This is a genomic window from Mesorhizobium sp. LCM 4577 (assembly GCF_001854795.2).
Taxonomy (GTDB): domain Bacteria; phylum Pseudomonadota; class Alphaproteobacteria; order Rhizobiales; family Rhizobiaceae; genus Mesorhizobium; species Mesorhizobium plurifarium.
This window is the reverse complement of record NZ_MDDU01000008.1, coordinates 18,452-36,994: the sequence shown is the minus strand read 5'-3', so window position 1 is coordinate 36,994 and position 18,543 is coordinate 18,452. Positions and strand designations below refer to the sequence as shown.

Below are 18,543 nucleotides of genomic sequence, written 5' to 3'. Positions count from 1 at the left end.
CGGATGAGGGGTGCTCCAGGGAAAGCCAACGTCTCACTCCGCTGGAACACCCCTCATCCGTCTCGGCGCTGTGCGCCGATCCACCTTCTCCCACAGTGGAGAAGGAAAGAGGCGCTAATGCCTGAAATGCCTTACGCCCGTGAAGACCATGGCGATGCCGTGCTCGTCGGCGGCGGCGATGACGTCCTCGTCGCGCATCGAGCCGCCGGGTTGGATCACGGCCGTGGCGCCGGCCTCGATTGCCGACAGTAGCCCGTCGGCGAAGGGGAAGAAGGCGTCCGAGGCGACGACGGAGCCCTTGGTCAGCGGTTCGGCGAGGCCGGCGGCTTCCGCCGCGTCCAGCGCCTTGCGGGCGGCGATGCGGGAAGAATCGACGCGGCTCATCTGGCCGGCGCCGATGCCGACCGTCGCTCCGTCCTTAACGTAGACGATGGCGTTCGATTTGACGTGCTTGGCGACGCGGAAGGCGAATTTGAGGTCGGCCAGTTCGGCCGGCGTCGGCGCACGCTTGGTCACCACTTTCAATTCGAGGTCGTCGACCACGGCGTTGTCGCGGCTTTGCACCAGCAACCCGCCGGCCACCGATTTCACCGTCGTGCCGGCAGCGCGCGGGTCGGGCAGGCCGCCGGTGACCAGCAGACGCAAATTCTTCTTCGCCGCGACGATCGCGGCGGCTTCGTCGGTGGCGTCGGGCGCGATGATGACCTCGGTGAAGGTCTTCACGATCTCTTCCGCCGCCTCGGCGTCGAGGATGCGGTTCATGGCGACGATGCCGCCGAAGGCCGAGACCGGGTCGCAGGCCAGCGCCTTGGCATAGGCCGCCTTCAGCGATAAGCCTTCGGCGACGCCGCAAGGGTTGGCGTGCTTGATGATGGCGATCGCCGCGGAGCGGGCGGGATCGAACTCGCCGACCAGCTCGAAGGCGGCGTCGGTATCGTTGATGTTGTTGTAGGAGAGCTGCTTGCCCTGCAACTGCCTTGCCGTCGCCACGCCCGGCCGCTTGTCGCCCGACAGGTAGAAGCCCGCGCTCTGGTGCGGGTTCTCGCCATAGCGCATCACCTGGTCGAGCCGGCCGCCGAAAGCGCGCCATGTCGGATGCTCGATCTCGAGCGCCTCGGCGAACCAGCCCGAGATCGCCGCGTCATAGGTCGCGGTGCGGGCAAAGGCCTTGGCCGCCAGCATCTTGCGGAAGTCGAGCGAGAGCGAGCCAAGATTCATCTCCAGCGCGTTGACGACGGACGCATAATCGGCCGGGTCGGTGACGATGGCGACATAGGCGTGGTTCTTGGCCGAGGCGCGGATCATCGCCGGCCCGCCGATGTCGATGTTCTCGACGATCGAGGCGTAGCCGGCACCGGAGCGGCGGACCTCCTCGAACGGGTAGAGGTTCGAGACAACGAGATCGATGGGCTCGATGTGATGGTCGCGCATGGCCTTAGCATGGTCGGCATCGTCGCGGATGCCGAGCAGCGCGCCATGCACCGACGGATGCAAGGTCTTCACCCGGCCGTCCATGATCTCGGGAAAGCCGGTGAGGTCGGAGACGTCGCGCACCGCAAGGCCAGCCTCGGCAATGGCCTTTGCCGTGCCGCCCGTCGAGACCAATTCGACGCCGGCAGCGGCGAGCGCCTTGGCGAAGTCGATCAGGCCGGTCTTGTCGAAGACGGAAAGCAGGGCGCGGCGCACCGGAACGAGATCCGGCGCCGGAATGTTTTTCGTGGGCACGGCCATGGCGGGCGGCCTTTCAGAGCTGTTGGAAGGGACGTTGGCCGGCCCTAGCATATGAGCCCCGGAAATCAAGCTCGCAGCCGGATTTGCAACTCAGTTGTTCTCGGGATAGCCGGCGATATCGGTGCGGGTCAGCTGCCAGTGGACCTCGGCAATTGCCGAGGCCTTGAAGGCGAGCACGATCTGCCGGCTGCGGCGCGGGCCGCCCAGACCGGCGAAATAGATCGATTCCTCGACCTCCGGCACCACTTCGGCGCAGGTGAAGACCCAGCTGTCGCCCTGCGCGGCGGCAAGGGTCAGCCGGTCGTGGTCGTCCTGCAGCAGGCTGATATCGGGATGGACGTGGAAGCGCACCGTGACGAAGTCGCGGCCATTGTTGCGGATCGCCGCATTGCCCGGGCGCAGGAAACGGTCGCGCCCGGCAAGCACGTTGCCGTTCGTGCCGAGCTTCAGCTCGCGCTCGTGCAGGAAGCCGAATTGCTGGACATAGCCGTCATGGCGGGCGACGAAGCCCTGCATGCCCTTCTGGTCGAGGCGCTTGCAGGGCACATGCTGCGGACCGCCGATCAGGGGCGAGCCCAAAAGATCGCTGACGCGCAGCGAGTGGCTGAAGCGCGCCGACGAGGTGTCGTTGATCGTCGCTGTYGAGTGCGCGKCGGTGGCGCGGGCCAGCGGCCGGAATTCCGGGGCGCCGTAGGTGTCGATGCCGGCATTGACGATGAAGTGCTGACGCCCGGAGGAAAGCTCGAAGGCGAGGCAGCCGGCATGCGCTGCGTTGGAGACGTCGACAGGCGGCGGCAGGCCGGTGTCGGCGATCACCGTCACGCCGCCCATCGACAGGCGCTCATAGCCGGAATGAGGCGCGTGCAGCAGCGGCGCGCCCACCGTGTCGTCATGGCGCAAGATGGTGGCGATGCGGTCGTGGATGGTGGCGCCCATGCCGTTGAAGCGAGCCAGGCTGCCGTCCTGGTGGCGGAAGAAGCGCAGCGCCGGCAACATGCGGTCGATGGCGCCGATCAGGGCCGCCGGCGGCGCCTCGGCCTGGTTGGCATAGGTCTGGCGCAGCGGCAGCAGATCGGCGAGCAGTTCCAGCACCGCCATCGGCTTGCGCGAGATGTGGCCGCCATCGGGCAGGATTTGATGCTCCAGCTCCTCAGCCAGATTGCGCGTCGCGGAACGCAGCGCCGAGGCCGGGGCCGGCAAGGATAGCGCGGCGAAGGCGAGCGCGATGCGGGCGCGCAGCCTGGCCTCGCCATCCGGCATCTCACGCGCCACCGAGCGCAGGTAGCGGATCTGCACGGCGAGCGATTTGAGGAAGGCGCGATAGAAGGGGAATTCGGCGCCTTGCAGCACCACTGAGGAATGCTGCAGCCAGGCGATCACGCGCTTGGCCGTCGTTCCAGGCTCCCAGGCGATGCCCGAAATCTGGTTGCCGTGCATGGCGATCCAGTCGGTGACGAGCGCCCTGGCGTTGGCGGCGGCGAGCTCGGTGCCGGTGGCGCGCATATGGCGCAGCCAGCGGAAGCCGTGCAGCGATTTCTGCCAGCCGCGATTGGGCACGTCGAGCTGGAAGGGCGAGGTGCCGCCGGTCTCGACCAGATGGCCGGACAGCGGATAGCGGCCATAGTAAATCTCCAGAGCGATCTGCGGATCGGCGAGCCGCAGGTCGGGCGGGGCGATCAGGACGCGTTCGGGAGTGCGGCCGGAATAGCGCCAGCGATAAACCGGGCCGGCGCGGAGGCGCCGGCGCGTCTTGCGCCAGAACTCCTTCGCGACCAGCGTCCACAGACGCGTCGTGCTGGAGGCAACAAGTGCCAATAACCCTCCTGATGTCCCCTAACCCAAGCACCAGCTTATGCGATTCAAGAACTTATGCGAAGGCGGATTTCGCCGAAGTGAACCACTTCACGCCGTAGCAGTGGGGTCTTCCCTAAAAAGTCAGCCGATTTTATGAGATAACGCGTCAACCTGTCCGCTTCATCCGCGCGGCGAAGAAGCCGTCCAGGCCTGAAATCCCGGGCGGTCCCAGCGCCAGGTCGGCCGGCGTGGTGCGCAACGTGCCCTCAGGGGTCAGGAACGGATCGAAACCGGCAAATTCGCCGGGACGGATCGGATCGGCGGCGACGCCGGGGTTCCCGGCGAGGAAGGCGCGATAAAGCTCCTCGCCTTCGATCGGGTCGAGCGAGCAGTTGGAGAAGACGACGCGGCCGCCGGGCCTGACAAGGTTGACGGCGTGGTTGAGCAGCCGGCGCTGGAGGTCGGCGAGCTTTTCGACATCGGCCATGGTCTTGGTCCACGGCACGTCGGGGTGGCGGCGCACCGTGCCCGTCGAGGAGCAGGGCGCATCGAGCAGCACGGCGTCGAACAGTTTCGCCGGGCGGTAGTCGAGCAGGTCGGTCTGGACGAGTTCGGCCGTCAGGGCGAGGCGGTCGAGATTCTGCTTGAGCCGCGCGAGCCGGTTCTTCGACGTGTCGACAGCGGTGATGCTGGCGCCGGCCAGGATAAGCTGCGCCGTCTTGCCGCCGGGCGCGGCGCAGAGGTCGGCAACGCGTTGGCCCCCGATGTCGCCGAACAGGCGCGCCGGGAGGCTGGCGGCTGCGTCCTRCACCCACCAGGCGCCGTCGGCGAAGCCGGGCAGGTCGACGACATTGGCGGCGAGCTTTTCGACACGCACCGTGCCGGTCGGCAGCACGATGCCACCCAGACGCTCGGCCCAGAGCGCCGGATCGGCCTTGACCGTGAAATCGACCGGCGCCTCGTGGCGATGGGCGGCGAGGATGGCGCGCGCCTTGTCAGCTCCGTAGGCGGCGACCAGCCGCTCGGAGAACCATTGCGGCGCCTCGCTGGTGGCGGCGAGCGCCGGGGCAAGCTCGGCGTCCTTGACGCGCGCCAGCGAACGCAGCACGCCGTTGACGAGGCCGGAGAAACGCGTCGTGCGCGGATCGGACTTGGCGTGGGTGACGGCCAGATCGACGGCGGCGCTGTCGGGGACATCGAGGAACAGGATCTGCGCGGCGGCGACGTTGAGGATATGCGAGAGGGCCGTGGCGTTGGCCGGCAGCGGCTTTTCCAGCCGTTTCGACAGCAGCCCGGCAATGATCATGCGGTGGCGCAGCGCCGTCACCAGGATGGCGCGCACCAGCGCGCGGTCGCGGCCGTCCAGCGCCTTGTATTGCGGATGGCCGTGCTCGTTGTCGGTCAATCCGTCGAGTGGGGTATGGGCATCGATGACTGCGGCAAGCAGGCGCGCCGCCGCTTTCCGCGCGGCAAGGCCGGCAACGTTCTCGTCACCGGCCTTGCCTTGCGGATTGCCTGGGCGTTGCGGATTGCCTGGCTGTCCGCGCCTCGGCGGCGTCACGACCACGGGCCCTTGCGCCCGGCATTGCGAGGCCCGGTCGGGTTGCGGCCCCAGGGATTGGGTTTTGGTGGCGGCGGCTCGACCTCTGCGGCCGGGTCCGCCGGCTTGCCCCAGGGGCCGGCCGGCGCTTCGTTGGCGGCGGTCGGCGCTGCTGCCTCGCGCCGTGCGGCAGGCGATGCGCCGCCCATGGCGCGCGCCATCTCCTGCAGCGCCGCAATGCGGTTCTCGGTGCTCGGATGGGTCGAGAACAGATTGTCCATGCGCTCGCCATGCAGCGGGTTGATGATGAAAAGATGCGCCATCGCCGGATTGCGCTCGGCATCCTCATTGGGGATCCGCTCGGCGCCGCGCGCGATCTTGCCCAGCGCCGAGGCCAGCCACAGCGGATTGCCGCAGATTTCTGCGCCACGCCGGTCGGCCTCGTATTCGCGCGTGCGRCTCACTGCCATCTGCACGATCATAGCGGCGAAGGGCGCAACGATCATCGCCACAAGCACGCCGACAAAGCCGAACGGATTGTTGTTGTCACGGCTGCCGCCGAGGAAGAAGGCGAAATTGCCAAGCATCGAGATGGCGCCGGCGAGCGTCGCTACGATCGTCATGGTCAGCGTGTCGCGATGCTGCACATGGGCAAGCTCATGCGCCATCACGGCCGCAACCTCTTCATGGGAGAGCCGCTCGAGCAGGCCGGTGGACGCCGCCACCGCGGCATTCTCGGGGTTGCGGCCGGTGGCGAAGGCGTTGGGCTGCGGATTGTCGATCAGATAGGTTCTCGGCATCGGCAGGCCGGCCTGCTTGGCCAGCGCCTGGACGATCGCGTAATATTCGGGCGCATTCTTTTCGTCGACCTCGACGGCGCGGTTCATCGACAGCACCATCTTGTCGGCGTTCCAGTAGCTGAACAGGTTGGTGCCGGCGGCGATCAGAAGCGCGATCACCATGCCGCCCGAGCCGCCGATCAGATAGCCGACGCCCATGAACAGCGCCGTCATCGCGGCAAGGAGCACTGCGGTACGAAGCGTGTTCATCGTTTCATCCGTTCGGAGCGATGGAGAATTGGGGTCGATCCTTTTGCGGTCATGGCTATATGATGGGAAAGGCCGGGCCTCGTTTCAATCGGCAGGAATATCGCATGACCGAACCGACCAACAAGACCGAAACCGCGGGCGAAGGCGACGCGCCGCGAAAGGTGCTGACGCCGGCTGCGAGCCGCGCGCTAGCGGAGGCCGAGGCCAGGCGTAGGGAATATCGTCAGGCCGAGGCAAAATTGCCGAAGGAGATCGGTGGTCGCGGCGGTAACGAACCCGGCCGCTATGGCGACTGGGAGGTGAAGGGCCTCGCCACCGACTTTTAAGCGACGGCACGCTCGGGCGCGAGCGCAATCCAGCCACTGTCGTCCAGCGCGATGCCGATTTCGTCATAGGAACGGATCATCGGGTGCGGCGTGACGAGCGGGTGGACGTGCGTGGCGCTGATCACCATGACCGAAGCGCCGGAAGCCTCGCCCGCGGCGATACCCGCCGGCGCGTCCTCGAACACCAGGCAGTCGCGCGCAGCGACGCCGAGACGCTTTGCCGCCAGCAGGAAGCAGTCCGGCGCCGGCTTGCCATGGGTGACATCTTCGGCCGTGACCATCATGGCGGGAACCGGGATGCCGGCCGCCTGGATGCGCAGCAGCGCCAGTTCGCGCGGCGCCGAGGTGACGATCGCCCAGCGCTCCGGCGGCAGCGATTGCAGGAACGCGACGGCGCCGGGGATGGGGACGATGCCTTCGAGATCCTCGGCTTCGGCCTTGAGCAGCAAATCCGCCTCCGCCAGCGGATCGACGCCCGGAAGCTTCAGCGCGGCGATGGTCTCGCGTGCGCGCCTGCCATGGATCGTCGGCAGGAAGGCCGCCACATCGAGGCCATGCCGGTTTGCCCATGCCGTCCACACCCGTTCCGCCGCGGCGATCGAGTTGAGCACCGTGCCGTCCATGTCGAAAAGGAAGGCGGCGAATTTTGAGCCTGCAAACATCGGGTATCCTGGGGAATCGTTTTCGGGGAGGGCGAAACGCGTAGCCTAGTTTAGACCGGCTGGCTCTGGCTGAGAAGGCGAGAACCCGCCATTTCGATTCCACGGGGGAACAACCTCCGGTTCGCGGCGTTGAACAGCCAGTCTTCCAAAATCACCAAGGGGGGAATGCGATGCTGATCCGACTCGGCTATGAGATAGCCATCGAATGCGCGGCGGCGACGCCGATCATCTCACTTCTCGACATCCATCCCGACCGCCATGCCGACATCAAGCGGCAGACGCGGGTGCTGACTTCGCCGTCGGTGCCGACACACGCCTATCGCGACCGCCATGGCAATATCTGCCGCCGTTTCACGGCGCCGGCCGGAAGCTTCCGCATCCTCTACGATGCGGCGGTCGAGGACAGCGGCGAGACCGACGAGGTCAACATGCTGGCGCGGGAAACGCCGGTCGCGGAATTGCCTGACGATGTGCTGGTCTACCTGCTCGGCAGCCGCTATTGCGAGACCGACCACCTCAGCAACACCGCCTGGCAGCTTTTCGGTCCGCTGCCGCCCGGCTGGGCGCGCGTCCAGGCGATCGTCGATTATGTCAACAGCCGGCTTTCCTTCGGCTACGGCTATGCGCGCGCCACGCGCACGGCCGCCCAGGCGCATGAGGAGCGCGTCGGGGTGTGTCGCGATTTCGCGCATCTGGCGATCACGCTTTGCCGATGCATGAACATTCCGGCGCGCTACGTGAACGGCTATCTCGGCGATATCGGCGTGCCGGCCGATCCGGCGCCGATGGATTTCTCGGCCTGGATGGAAGTCTTCCTCGACGGCAAGTGGTACACGTTCGATCCGCGCCACAATCGGCCGCGCATCGGCCGCGTCGTCATCGCGCGCGGTCGCGACGCCACCGACGTGCCGCTGCTGCACAGTTTTGGCCCGCACCGGCTCAGCCTGTTCAAGGTGTGGACCTACGAGCAGGAAGGCAACCGCTTCAATCCTCCGCATCATGGCGTCGACCGGACGGTCAGCGCGCAGATGCTGGCTTGAGGTCAGTGATATTCAGGTGAGGCCGGCCTGACCTGAATCTCGACAGACACTGCGCCGCGCCATGTCTCGCGGCAGCCGCTGACCCGCTTCGGCACAACCCAATTGTGCCGAAGAGAGAACGGCCGCGACAGCCCTGGAGATCATGGTAAGCGCTTCATGAAGGCCGCTTCGCCAGTGGATTTTCGTTTACTTCCCGTTCACCCAAAAATTCGCCGAAAGCCAGCAAAAACAGCGGATTAACCGCCTGTTAAGCGTCTTTCGGCGGTGGCCCGACCGGTCTGGCCGAAATCCTGCAACGCTCTGGCCGAGCGGCGCAGTGCCGCAGACAGTGGAGGCGGAAGGGATGCGGCAGTTCAGAGGTGTCGTTCGTGGGGTGGACGGCTTTACCCGGGATCGCGGAGGCAATTTCGCGATTCTGTTCGGAGCTGCCGCATCGGTCCTCGCGCTGGGGGTGGGATTCGCGGTCAATATCTCGCAACTCTACAATGCGAGGTCGAGCCTGCAGGGCGTCGTCGACGCCGCTGTGACCTCGACGGCCCGCGATCTCACCCTCGGCGTCATCACCGAAGCCGACGCCAACAAGACGGTGCAGGCATTCCTCGACGCCAACAGCGCGGCCGGCATCCTGCAGGCCAATCAGGTCGTGCTCGACAAGCTTACGGTCAACAGGACGGCTAATACGGTGCAGGCGGATGCGCATGCCGATGTCGGGCTTTATTTCCCGTTCTTCAGCACCGGTGACATGCGCCGCGTGAATGCTTCGACCACGGCGCTCTATTCGGACAAGCAGGTCGAGGTGGCGATGATGCTCGACATAACGGGGTCGATGGCGAAGAAAGGCAAGGTCGACAAGATCGGCGACCTTAAAGCGGCGGCGAAAAACGCCGTCCGGACGATGCTTCAGAACCAGGACCCAAAGAACCCTCGCGTCCGTGTCGCGCTTGTGCCCTATGCATCTGCCGTGAACGCCGGCAAGCTGGCGGAAAATGTCTATGTCGAAAACCAAGGAGGCTCGGACCTGCCTCCCGTTGCCGGCAGCACGCTTCTGGTCGCCAAGACGAACAGCAAATTGCTGCCCTCGTTCAGCGACTATGTCTCCATCGTCGGCGCGGCGACGCCTCGTCCCGACAATTGCGCTACAGAGCGCAAGGACAAAAACGGCAATCCGGATTTCAGCGCCGACGGCCCCGACACGGTCCGCACGGACAAGAATGGCAAGAAATATTTTGCGCTGGTCAACCGGGACGATCATCTGGGCGGCTCGGGAATGAACAAGTGCCCTACCGCGGCGGTGATCCCGCTGACCGCCGATTCCGGTGCGTTGCTCGATTCGATCGACCACTTCCAGGCGGATGGCTACACGGCCGGCGCGATCGCCGTTCAGTGGACCTATTACATGCTGTCGCCGCAATGGCGCACCGTGATCAAGAATGCCGGCCTGGGCGGCGGCCCCTCGGACAACAATGCGAAAAAGATCGCCAAGGTCGCGATCCTGATGACCGATGGCCAGTTCAACACCGCCTTCGCCGGCGCGGGAGGCAACTACAATGGCCAAGGCAACCTTGCGCGCGGCAACGCTCAAACTCTATGCGGCAACATGAAAGACGATGGCATCGAGGTTTTCACCATCGGCTTCGATCTGAACGACAAGGACATGTCGGCAACCGAGCGGGACCAGGCGAAAGCGGTGCTTAAGGATTGTTCGTCGAAGGATACCTCCTCCGCCAACAAGCATTATTTCGAAGCGTCCACCGGAGCGGAGTTGGATGCCGCCTTCCAGGAAATCATCCGCAACACTGAAAAGGTCGCGCTGACGCAGTGATTCAAACGGAAAAGGCCGCCGCTTCTTGACGAARCCGGCGGCCTTCCGTGTTTCCGTCCACGACGCGGCTCCTGGCGGCAGCCCCTCCGGGCTACCTGCCGCGCGTCTCGCGCCTTAACGGGAAGACTGCTTCCCGGAAGTGCAATCCGCAGAGCTCACGTTATGGAAAACGAAATCACTCGACATCGGATCACCTCCTTTCAGTTCGTTGAACACACTGAGATGATGGGGTGCRCCGGAGCAAAAGACAAGATGACGCAACGGAATGGTCATGCCTCGAGCTGGGAAACCTGCTCTTGCGGTGCTTTTGCGCAACAGATCGGGATTGCGGTCCACAGGCCGGCGGACGACAGTGCGGCTTCGGGAACGGGGCGGATGCGACATAGCGGGAGGTGGGAATGGACGCCGCCGACAGAGCCGCGCGGATCGTACGCAAGGTCGTCGAAACGCTGAAGCCTGGTTTTGCAGTCAGGCTGTGGACCGGCGAGCGGATCGGACCCGCCAGCGGCCCGGTGCTTGCCATCAACGATCAGGACATCGTCTGGCAACTGGTCCGCCGGCCGACCTTCTCGACGCTGGTGGAGATGTGGATTTCCAAGACCGTCGATATCGAAGACGGCACGCTGTTCGATTTCTATGCCCTGCCGTCGCAAGGCAAGCTCAAGACGAAGCTCAAGTCCCTGCCCAAGCTGGCGATCCTGCGCGACCTGCCTATGGTGCTGTTTTCGCGCAAGCAGATGACGGCGCGCAGCGATCTTTCCGGCCGTAAGCCTTTCGTCAGCGGGTCGAACAAGGAGGCGATCCAGCATCATTACGACATTTCGAATGATTTCTACCGGCTCTTCCTCGACGAGCGCATGGTCTATAGCTGCGGCTATTTCCAGGATTTCGCCAATGGCATCGACCAGGCGCAGGTCGACAAGCTCGACCACATCTGCCGCAAGCTCAGGCTGAAGCCCGGCGAAAGGCTGCTCGACATCGGCTGCGGCTGGGGTGCGATGCTCATCCATGCGGCGAAGAATTACGGCGTCGTCGGCCATGGCGTCTCGCTGTCGCAAGCCCAGACCGACCTTGCCCGCGAGCGCATCCGCGCCGAGGGGCTGGAGGACCGCATCACCATCGAGATAAAATCCTATGCCGAACTTTCCGGCACTTTCGACAAGATCTCGTCGATCGGCATGTTCGAGCATCTGGGCCTCGCCAATCACGCGGCCTACTTCTCGGCCGTCCACCGTTTGCTGAAGCCCGGCGGAATCTATCTGCACCACGCCATCACCAGACGCAGCAAGGGCGACATCAGGAAGACGCTGCGCAAGGGGCCGGAATACAAGGCGCTGATCAAATACATCTTCCCCGGCGGCGAGCTCGACACGATCGGCATGACGCTCGGCAACCTCGAGGCGCACGGCTTCCTCGCTTACGACGTGGAGAACCTGCGCGAGCATTATGGGCGAACCTGCCGGCTGTGGGCAGAGCGTCTCAATGCGCGCTTCGACGAGGCGGTCGCCGAGGTCGGCGAGCCCAAGGCGCGGCTGTGGCTGCTCTATTTGGCGGGTTGCTCGATCACCTTCGAGCGCGGCTCGGCGCAGATTTTCCAGACCGTCGCCACGAGGCGCGCCCGCGGCGCGAGCGGCCTGCCGCCGACACGGGCGGATTTGTACCGGTAGGCCCGGCCCGCTTCAGTCCATCAAGCGCATCGGCGCGCCGATGCCGACTCGCGCCGGCCGGTCGACGGTGCAATAGACGCCGAGATTGTGGGTGTTGTGGCGCACCAGATTGCGCAGGATGCCGGGGTCGGCGTCGAAGCCATCCTGGGCGATGATGGTGAAGCCGCAGCGGCGGCAGGGTTCCGAGACGGTGAGCTCGAGATCGCCGACCGCGAGCTTCCTGCCGATCCATTCCGTTTCGGGAAACGAGCCTTCGACCGGTGCCATGTCGACGACGATGTTGGGCCGGAAGCGGCGCGGATCGGGCGTGCCTTCGGGGTGCAGCGCTTTCAGCCTGGCAAGCGAAGCGGTGGTGAGCAGATGGATCGGCGCCTTGGCATAGCGGGCCTCGGTCAGCGGGCCGACGTAGCCGGGCGCCGCATTCTGCGCGCCGAACGGCCGGATCGAGGCCTCGAAGCCAAGAAAGGCCGATACCGCGCGGTCGCTTTCAGGATCGGGCGCCGGCAGCCAGCCGCCGCCGGGCACGGCGACTTCGAGCGGCCATTCCTTGCTCAGAGGGGCTTCGGTCAACCGGGTGCGGATCAGCGGCACCTTGTGCCATCTGGCCTCGCGGTCGGGCCTGGCGATCTCGCCATCGGCATCGACCAGCCCGAACAGCCGGTCGCCATAGACGGTCTTTTGCTCGACCGAGATGGCATCGAGCCGCTCGCCGGCGAGCGAACTCGCCGGATAGCGCCAGAGCTGACTGACGGTGCCGAGCCCGCCGGCCATCAGCCCTTCTTGTTCTGCCGGTTGGCGACGAGGTCGTCGACCACGGCCGGATCGGCCAGCGTCGAGGTATCGCCGAGCGCGCCGAACTCGTCCTCGGCGATCTTGCGCAGGATGCGGCGCATGATCTTGCCCGAACGGGTCTTCGGCAGGCCGGGCGCGAACTGGATCTTGTCGGGCGTGGCGATGGCGCCGATCTCCTTGCGGACATGCGCGATCAGCTCCTTGCGCAGATCCTCGCTCGATTGGGTGCCGGCCATCAGCGTGACATAGCAATAGATGCCCTGGCCCTTGATGTCGTGCGGGTAGCCGACGACGGCGGCCTCGGACACCTTGTCGTGGCTGACCAGCGCCGATTCGACCTCAGCCGTTCCCATGCGGTGGCCGGAGACGTTGATGACGTCGTCGACGCGGCCGGTGATCCAGTAATAGCCGTCGGCATCGCGGCGGCAGCCGTCGCCGGTGAAGTACTTGCCCTTGTAGGTCGAGAAATAGGTCTGCACGAAGCGGTCATGGTCGCCATAGACGGTGCGCATCTGGCCCGGCCAGGAATCGATGATGCAGAGATTGCCGTCGGTGGCGCCTTCCAGCACTTTGCCGTCGCCGTCGACCAGCTGCGGCTGGACGCCGAAGAAGGGCCGCGTGGCGGAGCCCGCCTTGAGGTCGGTGGCGCCGGGCAGCGGCGTGATCATGATGCCGCCGGTCTCAGTCTGCCACCAGGTGTCGACGATCGGCACCTTGGCGTTGCCGACGACGTTGTAATACCACTCCCAGGCTTCCGGATTGATCGGCTCGCCGACCGTGCCCAGCACGCGCAGCGACTTGCGCGAGGTCTTCTTCACATGGCTGTCGCCGGCGCCCATCAGCGCGCGCAGCGCCGTCGGCGCGGTGTAGAAGATGTTGACCTGGTGCTTGTCGATCACCTCCCAGAAGCGCGATTGCGAGGGATAGTTCGGCACGCCTTCGAACATCAGCGTCGTGGCGCCGTTGGCCAGAGGCCCGTAGACGATGTAGCTGTGGCCGGTGACCCAACCGACATCGGCGGTGCACCAATAGATGTCGCCCTCATGGTAGTCGAAGACATACTGGTGGGTCATCGAGACATAGACGAGGTAGCCGGCGGTGGTGTGCAGCACGCCCTTCGGCTTACCGGTCGAGCCGGAGGTGTAGAGGATGAAAAGCGGGTCCTCCGCCTTCATCTTCTCCGGCTTGCAGTCGGCCTTAACGGTCGCCGCCTCGTCGTGGTACCAGACGTCGCGTTCCGGCACCCAGCCGATCTTGCCGCCGGTGCGGCGCACCACCACGACCTTCTCGACCTTGGTGCCGGCCCTGGCGGCGATGTCGATCGCCTTGTCGGTGTTGTCCTTGAGCGGGATTGGCTTGCCGCCGCGCAGGCCCTCGTCGGCGGTGATGACGATGGTCGACTTGCAATCGTCGATGCGGCCAGCGAGCGCGTCCGGCGAGAAGCCGCCGAAGACGACCGAATGGATGGCGCCCAGCCGAGTGCAGGCAAGCATCGCATAGGCCGTTTCCGGGATCATCGGCATGTAGATGGTGACGCGGTCGCCCTTCTTGACGCCATGCTTCTTCAGGACATTGGCGAAGCGGCAGACATGCGCGTAGAGCTCGTTATAGGTGATCTTGCGGTCGTCATAGGGGTTGTCGCCTTCCCAGATGATGGCGGTCTGGTCGCCGCGCTTCTTCAGATGCCGGTCGATGCAGTTCCAGGAGACGTTGGTCTCACCGTCCTCGAACCACTTGATCGAGACCTTGCCGTCGAAGGAGGTGTTCTTGACCTTGGTGAAGGGCTTGAACCAGTCGATCCGCTTGCCGTGCTTGCCCCAGAACTTGTCCGGGTTCTTCACGCTGTCGGCGTACCATTTGAGATAGGTGTCGTTGTCGATCAACGCGTTCTTCTTCCACGCCGGCTGGACGCGGTGGACATGCACATCGGACATTTTTCAGCTTTCCTCCGGGACCGTTCCGCCGGCTTGAAGCGCCGGCGGCATCGCGGCGATGCGGCCGCGAATTCGCGGGCATTATTAACAGTTCCGCCGTGACGGCAATATTAGACGTTGGATTCGCGCGGCGGGATGACGCAGGGGCAAGCGCCCAGGGCTACTAGCACTCCTGCTTGGCGGCTGCTAACCGCCTGTTTTAATGAGAAAAATTTTTAGGGATCTCGCAAAAAACCATAGACAGTTAAGCAACCGTGCGCACAATCCGGCGTTGGGAGGAAGGAGAATCAACCAAGGAAACGCAATGCGCGACAATTCCGAAATGGACCTGATGCTCAAGGGGTATGGGCTGACCACGGCCAAGATCCTTTACCATTACCCGGACCACCCGCACCTGCTGCAAAGCTTCGTCTGGCAGGATTACGACATAGCTCCGAAATTCCCGGTGCTGATCCGCTTCATCGAATTCTGGAAGAACAAGCTCGACGGGCCGCTGCATTCGGTGACCTATACCCACCAGAGGCTCGTCGCGCCGAACGAGTGGCGGAAGGTGGATGGGGAGTTTCTGGTGCACTGAGCACGGATGTTCTCCCCCCTTGAGGGGAAGATGTCGCCGAAGGCGACAGACGGGGTTGCCGCGCGGGGAGCGCCGGCCCTCTGCGAGGCCGGAGGAGGTTGGCGTTCGATGTGAGACGACCCTCTGCCCTGCCGGATATCTCCCCCCCTCGAGGGGCGAGATTCGCAGCTTCAACCTTGTGTCTCACACCGCCGGCGGGTTGAGCCGGGCGAAACCTTCCTGCCGCCGATAGGGGAAATACGGATAGGGCGCCGTTACGGCGCTCGCTTCATCGAGCGCCTTGATCTGCCCCGAGGTCAGCGCCCAGCCAACGGCGCCGAGGTTCTGGCGGAGCTGCTCCTCGTTGCGCGCGCCGATGATCACGGACGAGACGGTCGGCCGCTGCAGGAGCCAGTTGATGGCGACCTGCGGCACGGTCTTGCCGGTCTCGGCAGCGACCGCTTCCAGCGCATCGACCACCTTGAAAAGATGCTCGTCCTCGACCGGCGGGCCGAAATCGGCGGTGCCGTGCAGCCGGCTCTTTTCCGGCAAGGGCTGGCCGCGGCGGATCTTGCCGGTGAGCCGGCCCCAGCCGAGCGGGCTCCACACCAGCGCGCCGACGCCCTGGTCGAGGCCGAGCGGCATCAGCTCCCACTCATAGTCGCGGCCGACCAGCGAATAATAGACCTGGTGCGCGACATAGCGCGGATAGCCGTGCCTGTCGGCGAGGCCGAGCGATTTCATCACCTGCCAGCCGGAGAAGTTGGAGACGCCGACATAGCGCAGCTTGCTGGAGCGCACGAGGTCGTCCAGCGTCGACAGCACCTCCTCGACCGGCGTCGAGGCGTCGAATGCGTGAAGCTGCAACAGGTCGATATAGTCGGTGCCTAGCCGCTTCAGTGCGGCGTCGACAGAGCGGATCAGGCGCGAGCGCGACGAGCCCCAGTCGGCCGGGCCGTCGCCCATCGGCAGGGATGTCTTGGTCGAGATCAGCACCGCGTCGCGGCGGCCCTTGATGGCCTCGCCAAGCACCTCCTCCGAGGCGCCGTTGGAATAGACGTCGGCCGTGTCGAAGAGATTGACGCCTGCCTCCAGGCAGATGTCGACCAGCCGGCGCGCCTCCTTCGCATCGCTGTTGCCCCAATGGCCGAAGAGCGGGCCGGAGCCGCCAAAGGTGCCGGCGCCGAAGGAAAGGGCGGGCACTTTCAGGCCGGAAGCGCCGAGAGGTCGGTAGTCCATCTTTCTTCTCCTGATTGTATGTCGAAGGAATCAGCGCTCAGCACTGCGCGGTGACCGGCTTGCCGATCGCCCGGCCGCGTTCGAGACGCAGCGCCATGAGCACGACGYCGAGCGCGGCAAGCGGCACCAGGCCCGCAACAAGGGGGACGGCGCCGAGGCCGGGGCCATGGTCGATGACGAAGCCGCCGAGCCAGGCGCCGATGGCATTGCCGAGATTGAAGGCGGCGATGTTGAAGGAGGAGGCCAGGCCCTGACCGGCGCCCTCGGCCTTCTCCAGCACCCACATCTGCAGCGGCGCGACGGTGGCGAAGGCGGCGGCACCCAGCAGGCCGACGGCGACGATCGCCGTGATCGGCTGATGGATCGCCGCGGTCATGGCGAACAGCACGGCCGACAGCGCGACCAGCGTGCCGACGACCGTCGGCACCAGATGGCGGTCGGCGAGGCGTCCGCCAAGCAGATTGCCCGCCACCAGCCCGCCGCCGAAGACAAGCAGGATCGGCGATACGGCTCCCTCGGAAAAGCCGGTGACGCGGGTGAGGATCGGCGCCAGATAGGTGAAGGCGGCAAAGACGCCGACCCAGCTCAGCACCGTGGTCAAAAGGCCGAGCAGCACCGGCCGGCGGCCGAGCACGGCAAGCGCGCCTTCGGAGCTCTCCTCCTCGTCCGCGGCGACAGGCTCGTCGCGCGGCACCAGCAGCGCAATCACGGCAAAGGCGATGACGCCAACCAGCGTGACGGCGAGAAAGGTGGAGCGCCAGCCATAGGCCTGGCCGAGCCAGGTGCCGAAAGGCACGCCGAGGATGTTGGCGACGGTGAGGCCGGTGAACATCAGCGCGATCGCCGAGGCCTTCCTGTTCGGCGCGACCAGGCTGGTGGCGACGACGGAGCCGACGCCGAAGAAGGAGGCGTGGGCGAAGGCGGTCAGCACACGCGCCGCCATCAGCGTCCAGTAGTCGGGCGCCAGCGCGCAGGCGAGGTTGCCCACGGTGAAGACCACCATCAGGGCAAGCAGCAAGGTCTTCTTCGCCAGGCGGCCGGTCAGCGCGCCAAGCAGCGGCGCGCCGACGACGACGCCCAGCGCATAGCCGGAAATGAGCAGGCCCGCGGACGAGATCGAGACGCCGAGATCGGCGCTGACATCGAGCAGCAGGCCCATGATGACGAATTCGGTGACGCCGATGCCGAAGGCGCCGGCGGTGAGGGCATAGAGAGCAAGGGGCATGGCGATGGTCCGTCTGGTCAGGAAAGGGACGCTCAATCCCGCGCCCCGGAATCTTTGCTGGCGCATGATCTTTCCCGAAAACCGGTTCCCCACTTTTTGCTTTCGCTGACCTTCGGTTCGGGATCATGCACGGGGAAGATCGTGATCGGGCAAGCTGTGAACCAGCCTTGCGCCAGGCATATTTTCTGTGAAATAGATTCACGAATGGCGAGGCCCGACATCAACCGCTCCGGCGAGATCGAAGTGTTCGTCCGCGTCGTCGAGGCGGGCAGCTTTTCGGCCGCGGCGCGGGCATTGCGCATGACGCCTTCGGCGGTGAGCAAGCTGATCGCGCGGCTCGAGGCGCGGCTTGGCGCACGGCTGATCAGCCGCTCGACGCGCCGGCTGCAACTGACACCGGAAGGCGCGGCCTTCCACGACAGCGGCATGCGCATCCTGGCCGATCTCGATGCGGCCGAACGGGAAGCGGCGGCGGGCGCCGCGCCGCGCGGCAGGCTGAGGGTCAATTCCTACGTACCGTTCGGCCAGCATCGGCTGATGCCGCTGTTGCCGCGCTTTCTCGAACGCTACCCGGAAATCTCCGTCGAGGCGGTGCTGACCGACAGCGTCATCGACCTGATGGAGGAGCGCGCCGATGTCGCGATCCGCGCCGGCCCGCTCAGGGAGTCACGGCTGGTGGCGCGCAAGCTCGGCCAGAGCCGGATGGTGGTGGTCGCGGCGCCGGCCTATCTCGAAGCGCGCGGCATGCCGCGGACGCCGGCCGACCTGGCCAGCCACAATCTGCTCGCTTTCGGCTTCGTGCGGCATATCGACGGCCTGCCATTCGTGGATGCGAAAGGCGCTCCGCTCATGGTTCCGATCGTCGGCAATTCGACGGTCAGCGACGGCGAGGCGATGCGGCTGACGACATTGGCCGGCGCCGGCATCGCAAGGCTGGCGCGCTGGCATGTCGAACCCGACATCGGCGCCAGGCGGCTCGTGCCGCTGCTGGAAGCATTCAATCCCGGCGACGAGGAGCAGACGCATGCCGTCTATGTCGGCCAGGGCAAGCATCTGCCGGCCCGGGTGCGGGCGTTTCTCGATTTTCTTGCGGAGACAGTGCGCCTTTGAAACGGAGAGCCGCGCCTCGACAAGCACGGCTTCCCGAAAGTCTGCCCTCTTGAAGG

Annotated in this window: 16 protein-coding genes; 6 read left to right on the top strand and 10 right to left on the bottom strand. The window is 65.4% G+C overall.

The annotated features are described in order from the left end of the window. Positions 1-114: 114 nt before the first annotated feature. The 4 genes from purH to htpX form a co-directional block, all read right to left on the bottom strand. On the bottom strand, positions 115-1,731 hold the full coding sequence (purH, locus tag LCM4577_RS12465) for a bifunctional phosphoribosylaminoimidazolecarboxamide formyltransferase/IMP cyclohydrolase (protein WP_071071429.1): 1,617 nt from the start codon (positions 1,729-1,731) through the stop codon (positions 115-117). 90 nt (positions 1,732-1,821) lie between these two features. Continuing rightward, a complete protein-coding gene (locus tag LCM4577_RS12460; RefSeq protein ID WP_071071426.1) occupies positions 1,822-3,546 on the bottom strand; it encodes a heparinase II/III family protein in 1,725 nt (574 codons plus the stop codon). Between the two features lie 145 nt (positions 3,547-3,691). Beyond that, entirely contained in the window at positions 3,692-5,086 is a 1,395-nt protein-coding gene (locus tag LCM4577_RS12455; protein ID WP_198541038.1) for an RsmB/NOP family class I SAM-dependent RNA methyltransferase, read from the bottom strand. Then, a complete protein-coding gene (gene htpX / locus LCM4577_RS12450; protein WP_071071422.1) occupies positions 5,083-6,114 on the bottom strand; it encodes a zinc metalloprotease HtpX in 1,032 nt (343 codons plus the stop codon). The genes LCM4577_RS12455 and htpX overlap by 4 nt, the downstream gene beginning before the upstream one ends. Before the next feature lie 104 nt (positions 6,115-6,218). Between htpX and LCM4577_RS12445 the strand changes: the two genes are divergently transcribed. Further along, the gene (locus LCM4577_RS12445; protein WP_071031287.1) at positions 6,219-6,440 is read left to right on the top strand and encodes a DUF1674 domain-containing protein; all 222 of its coding nucleotides are present in this window, start codon (positions 6,219-6,221) and stop codon (positions 6,438-6,440) included. Here LCM4577_RS12445 and LCM4577_RS12440 read toward each other — a convergent pair. After that, positions 6,437-7,102 (bottom strand): HAD-IA family hydrolase, encoded by a 666-nt coding sequence (locus LCM4577_RS12440; RefSeq protein WP_071031268.1) that lies wholly within the window; start codon positions 7,100-7,102, stop codon positions 6,437-6,439. The two genes, LCM4577_RS12445 and LCM4577_RS12440, sit on opposite strands and share 4 nt — an antisense overlap. 170 nt (positions 7,103-7,272) lie before the next feature. Here LCM4577_RS12440 and LCM4577_RS12435 point away from each other — a divergent pair, with 170 nt between their 5' ends. From LCM4577_RS12435 to LCM4577_RS12425, 3 genes are all read left to right on the top strand, one after another. Beyond that, complete coding sequence (locus LCM4577_RS12435) at positions 7,273-8,142, top strand: transglutaminase family protein (RefSeq protein ID WP_071031269.1); 870 nt, start codon at positions 7,273-7,275, stop codon at positions 8,140-8,142. 343 nt (positions 8,143-8,485) lie between these two features. Beyond that, positions 8,486-9,964 carry a TadE/TadG family type IV pilus assembly protein gene (locus LCM4577_RS12430; protein ID WP_071071420.1) on the top strand — a complete coding sequence of 493 codons (1,479 nt, stop codon included), beginning with the start codon at positions 8,486-8,488 and terminating at the stop codon, positions 9,962-9,964. A 398-nt stretch (positions 9,965-10,362) separates the two neighbouring features. Beyond that, positions 10,363-11,631, top strand: a complete 1,269-nt coding sequence (locus LCM4577_RS12425) for a cyclopropane-fatty-acyl-phospholipid synthase family protein (protein WP_071071418.1) — start codon at positions 10,363-10,365, stop codon at positions 11,629-11,631. A 12-nt stretch (positions 11,632-11,643) separates the two neighbouring features. Here the strand turns inward: LCM4577_RS12425 and LCM4577_RS12420 are convergent, their stop codons facing one another. Next, a complete protein-coding gene (locus tag LCM4577_RS12420; protein WP_071031273.1) occupies positions 11,644-12,402 on the bottom strand; it encodes an MOSC domain-containing protein in 759 nt (252 codons plus the stop codon). After that, entirely contained in the window at positions 12,402-14,357 is a 1,956-nt protein-coding gene (acs, locus tag LCM4577_RS12415) for an acetate--CoA ligase (RefSeq protein WP_071031275.1), read from the bottom strand. The genes LCM4577_RS12420 and acs overlap by 1 nt, the downstream gene beginning before the upstream one ends. 304 nt (positions 14,358-14,661) lie before the next feature. Between acs and LCM4577_RS12410 the strand changes: the two genes are divergently transcribed. Then, entirely contained in the window at positions 14,662-14,934 is a 273-nt protein-coding gene (locus LCM4577_RS12410) for an usg protein (RefSeq protein WP_071031277.1), read from the top strand. A 183-nt stretch (positions 14,935-15,117) separates the two neighbouring features. Here the strand turns inward: LCM4577_RS12410 and LCM4577_RS12405 are convergent, their stop codons facing one another. From LCM4577_RS12405 to LCM4577_RS12395, 3 genes are read right to left on the bottom strand one after another with little or no spacing between them, the layout of a single operon-like run. Then, entirely contained in the window at positions 15,118-16,152 is a 1,035-nt protein-coding gene (locus LCM4577_RS12405) for an aldo/keto reductase (protein ID WP_071031278.1), read from the bottom strand. A 37-nt stretch (positions 16,153-16,189) separates the two neighbouring features. Next, the gene (locus LCM4577_RS12400) at positions 16,190-17,377 is read right to left on the bottom strand and encodes an MFS transporter (RefSeq protein ID WP_071071553.1); all 1,188 of its coding nucleotides are present in this window, start codon (positions 17,375-17,377) and stop codon (positions 16,190-16,192) included. A gap of 32 nt (positions 17,378-17,409) precedes the next feature. Further along, the gene (locus LCM4577_RS12395) at positions 17,410-17,598 is read right to left on the bottom strand and encodes a hypothetical protein (protein WP_131803230.1); all 189 of its coding nucleotides are present in this window, start codon (positions 17,596-17,598) and stop codon (positions 17,410-17,412) included. On the opposite strand from LCM4577_RS12395, the gene LCM4577_RS12390 reads away from it, so the two are divergent. Continuing rightward, the gene (locus LCM4577_RS12390; protein WP_040991581.1) at positions 17,582-18,487 is read left to right on the top strand and encodes a LysR family transcriptional regulator; all 906 of its coding nucleotides are present in this window, start codon (positions 17,582-17,584) and stop codon (positions 18,485-18,487) included. The genes LCM4577_RS12395 and LCM4577_RS12390 overlap by 17 nt on opposite strands. Positions 18,488-18,543 lie beyond the last annotated feature (56 nt).

Coding starts and splice junctions, on each gene's coding strand:
- LCM4577_RS12445 (WP_071031287.1), top strand. CDS start 6,219: ATGACCGAACCGACCAACAAGACCGAAACCGCGGGCGAAGGCGACGCG.
- LCM4577_RS12425 (WP_071071418.1), top strand. CDS start 10,363: ATGGACGCCGCCGACAGAGCCGCGCGGATCGTACGCAAGGTCGTCGAA.
- LCM4577_RS12390 (WP_040991581.1), top strand. CDS start 17,582: ATGGCGAGGCCCGACATCAACCGCTCCGGCGAGATCGAAGTGTTCGTC.
- LCM4577_RS12410 (WP_071031277.1), top strand. CDS start 14,662: ATGCGCGACAATTCCGAAATGGACCTGATGCTCAAGGGGTATGGGCTG.
- LCM4577_RS12440 (WP_071031268.1), bottom strand. CDS start 7,102: ATGTTTGCAGGCTCAAAATTCGCCGCCTTCCTTTTCGACATGGACGGC.
- acs (WP_071031275.1), bottom strand. CDS start 14,357: ATGTCCGATGTGCATGTCCACCGCGTCCAGCCGGCGTGGAAGAAGAAC.
- LCM4577_RS12405 (WP_071031278.1), bottom strand. CDS start 16,152: ATGGACTACCGACCTCTCGGCGCTTCCGGCCTGAAAGTGCCCGCCCTT.
- LCM4577_RS12395 (WP_131803230.1), bottom strand. CDS start 17,598: ATGTCGGGCCTCGCCATTCGTGAATCTATTTCACAGAAAATATGCCTG.
- LCM4577_RS12430 (WP_071071420.1), top strand. CDS start 8,486: ATGCGGCAGTTCAGAGGTGTCGTTCGTGGGGTGGACGGCTTTACCCGG.
- purH (WP_071071429.1), bottom strand. CDS start 1,731: ATGGCCGTGCCCACGAAAAACATTCCGGCGCCGGATCTCGTTCCGGTG.
- LCM4577_RS12435 (WP_071031269.1), top strand. CDS start 7,273: ATGCTGATCCGACTCGGCTATGAGATAGCCATCGAATGCGCGGCGGCG.
- LCM4577_RS12420 (WP_071031273.1), bottom strand. CDS start 12,402: ATGGCCGGCGGGCTCGGCACCGTCAGTCAGCTCTGGCGCTATCCGGCG.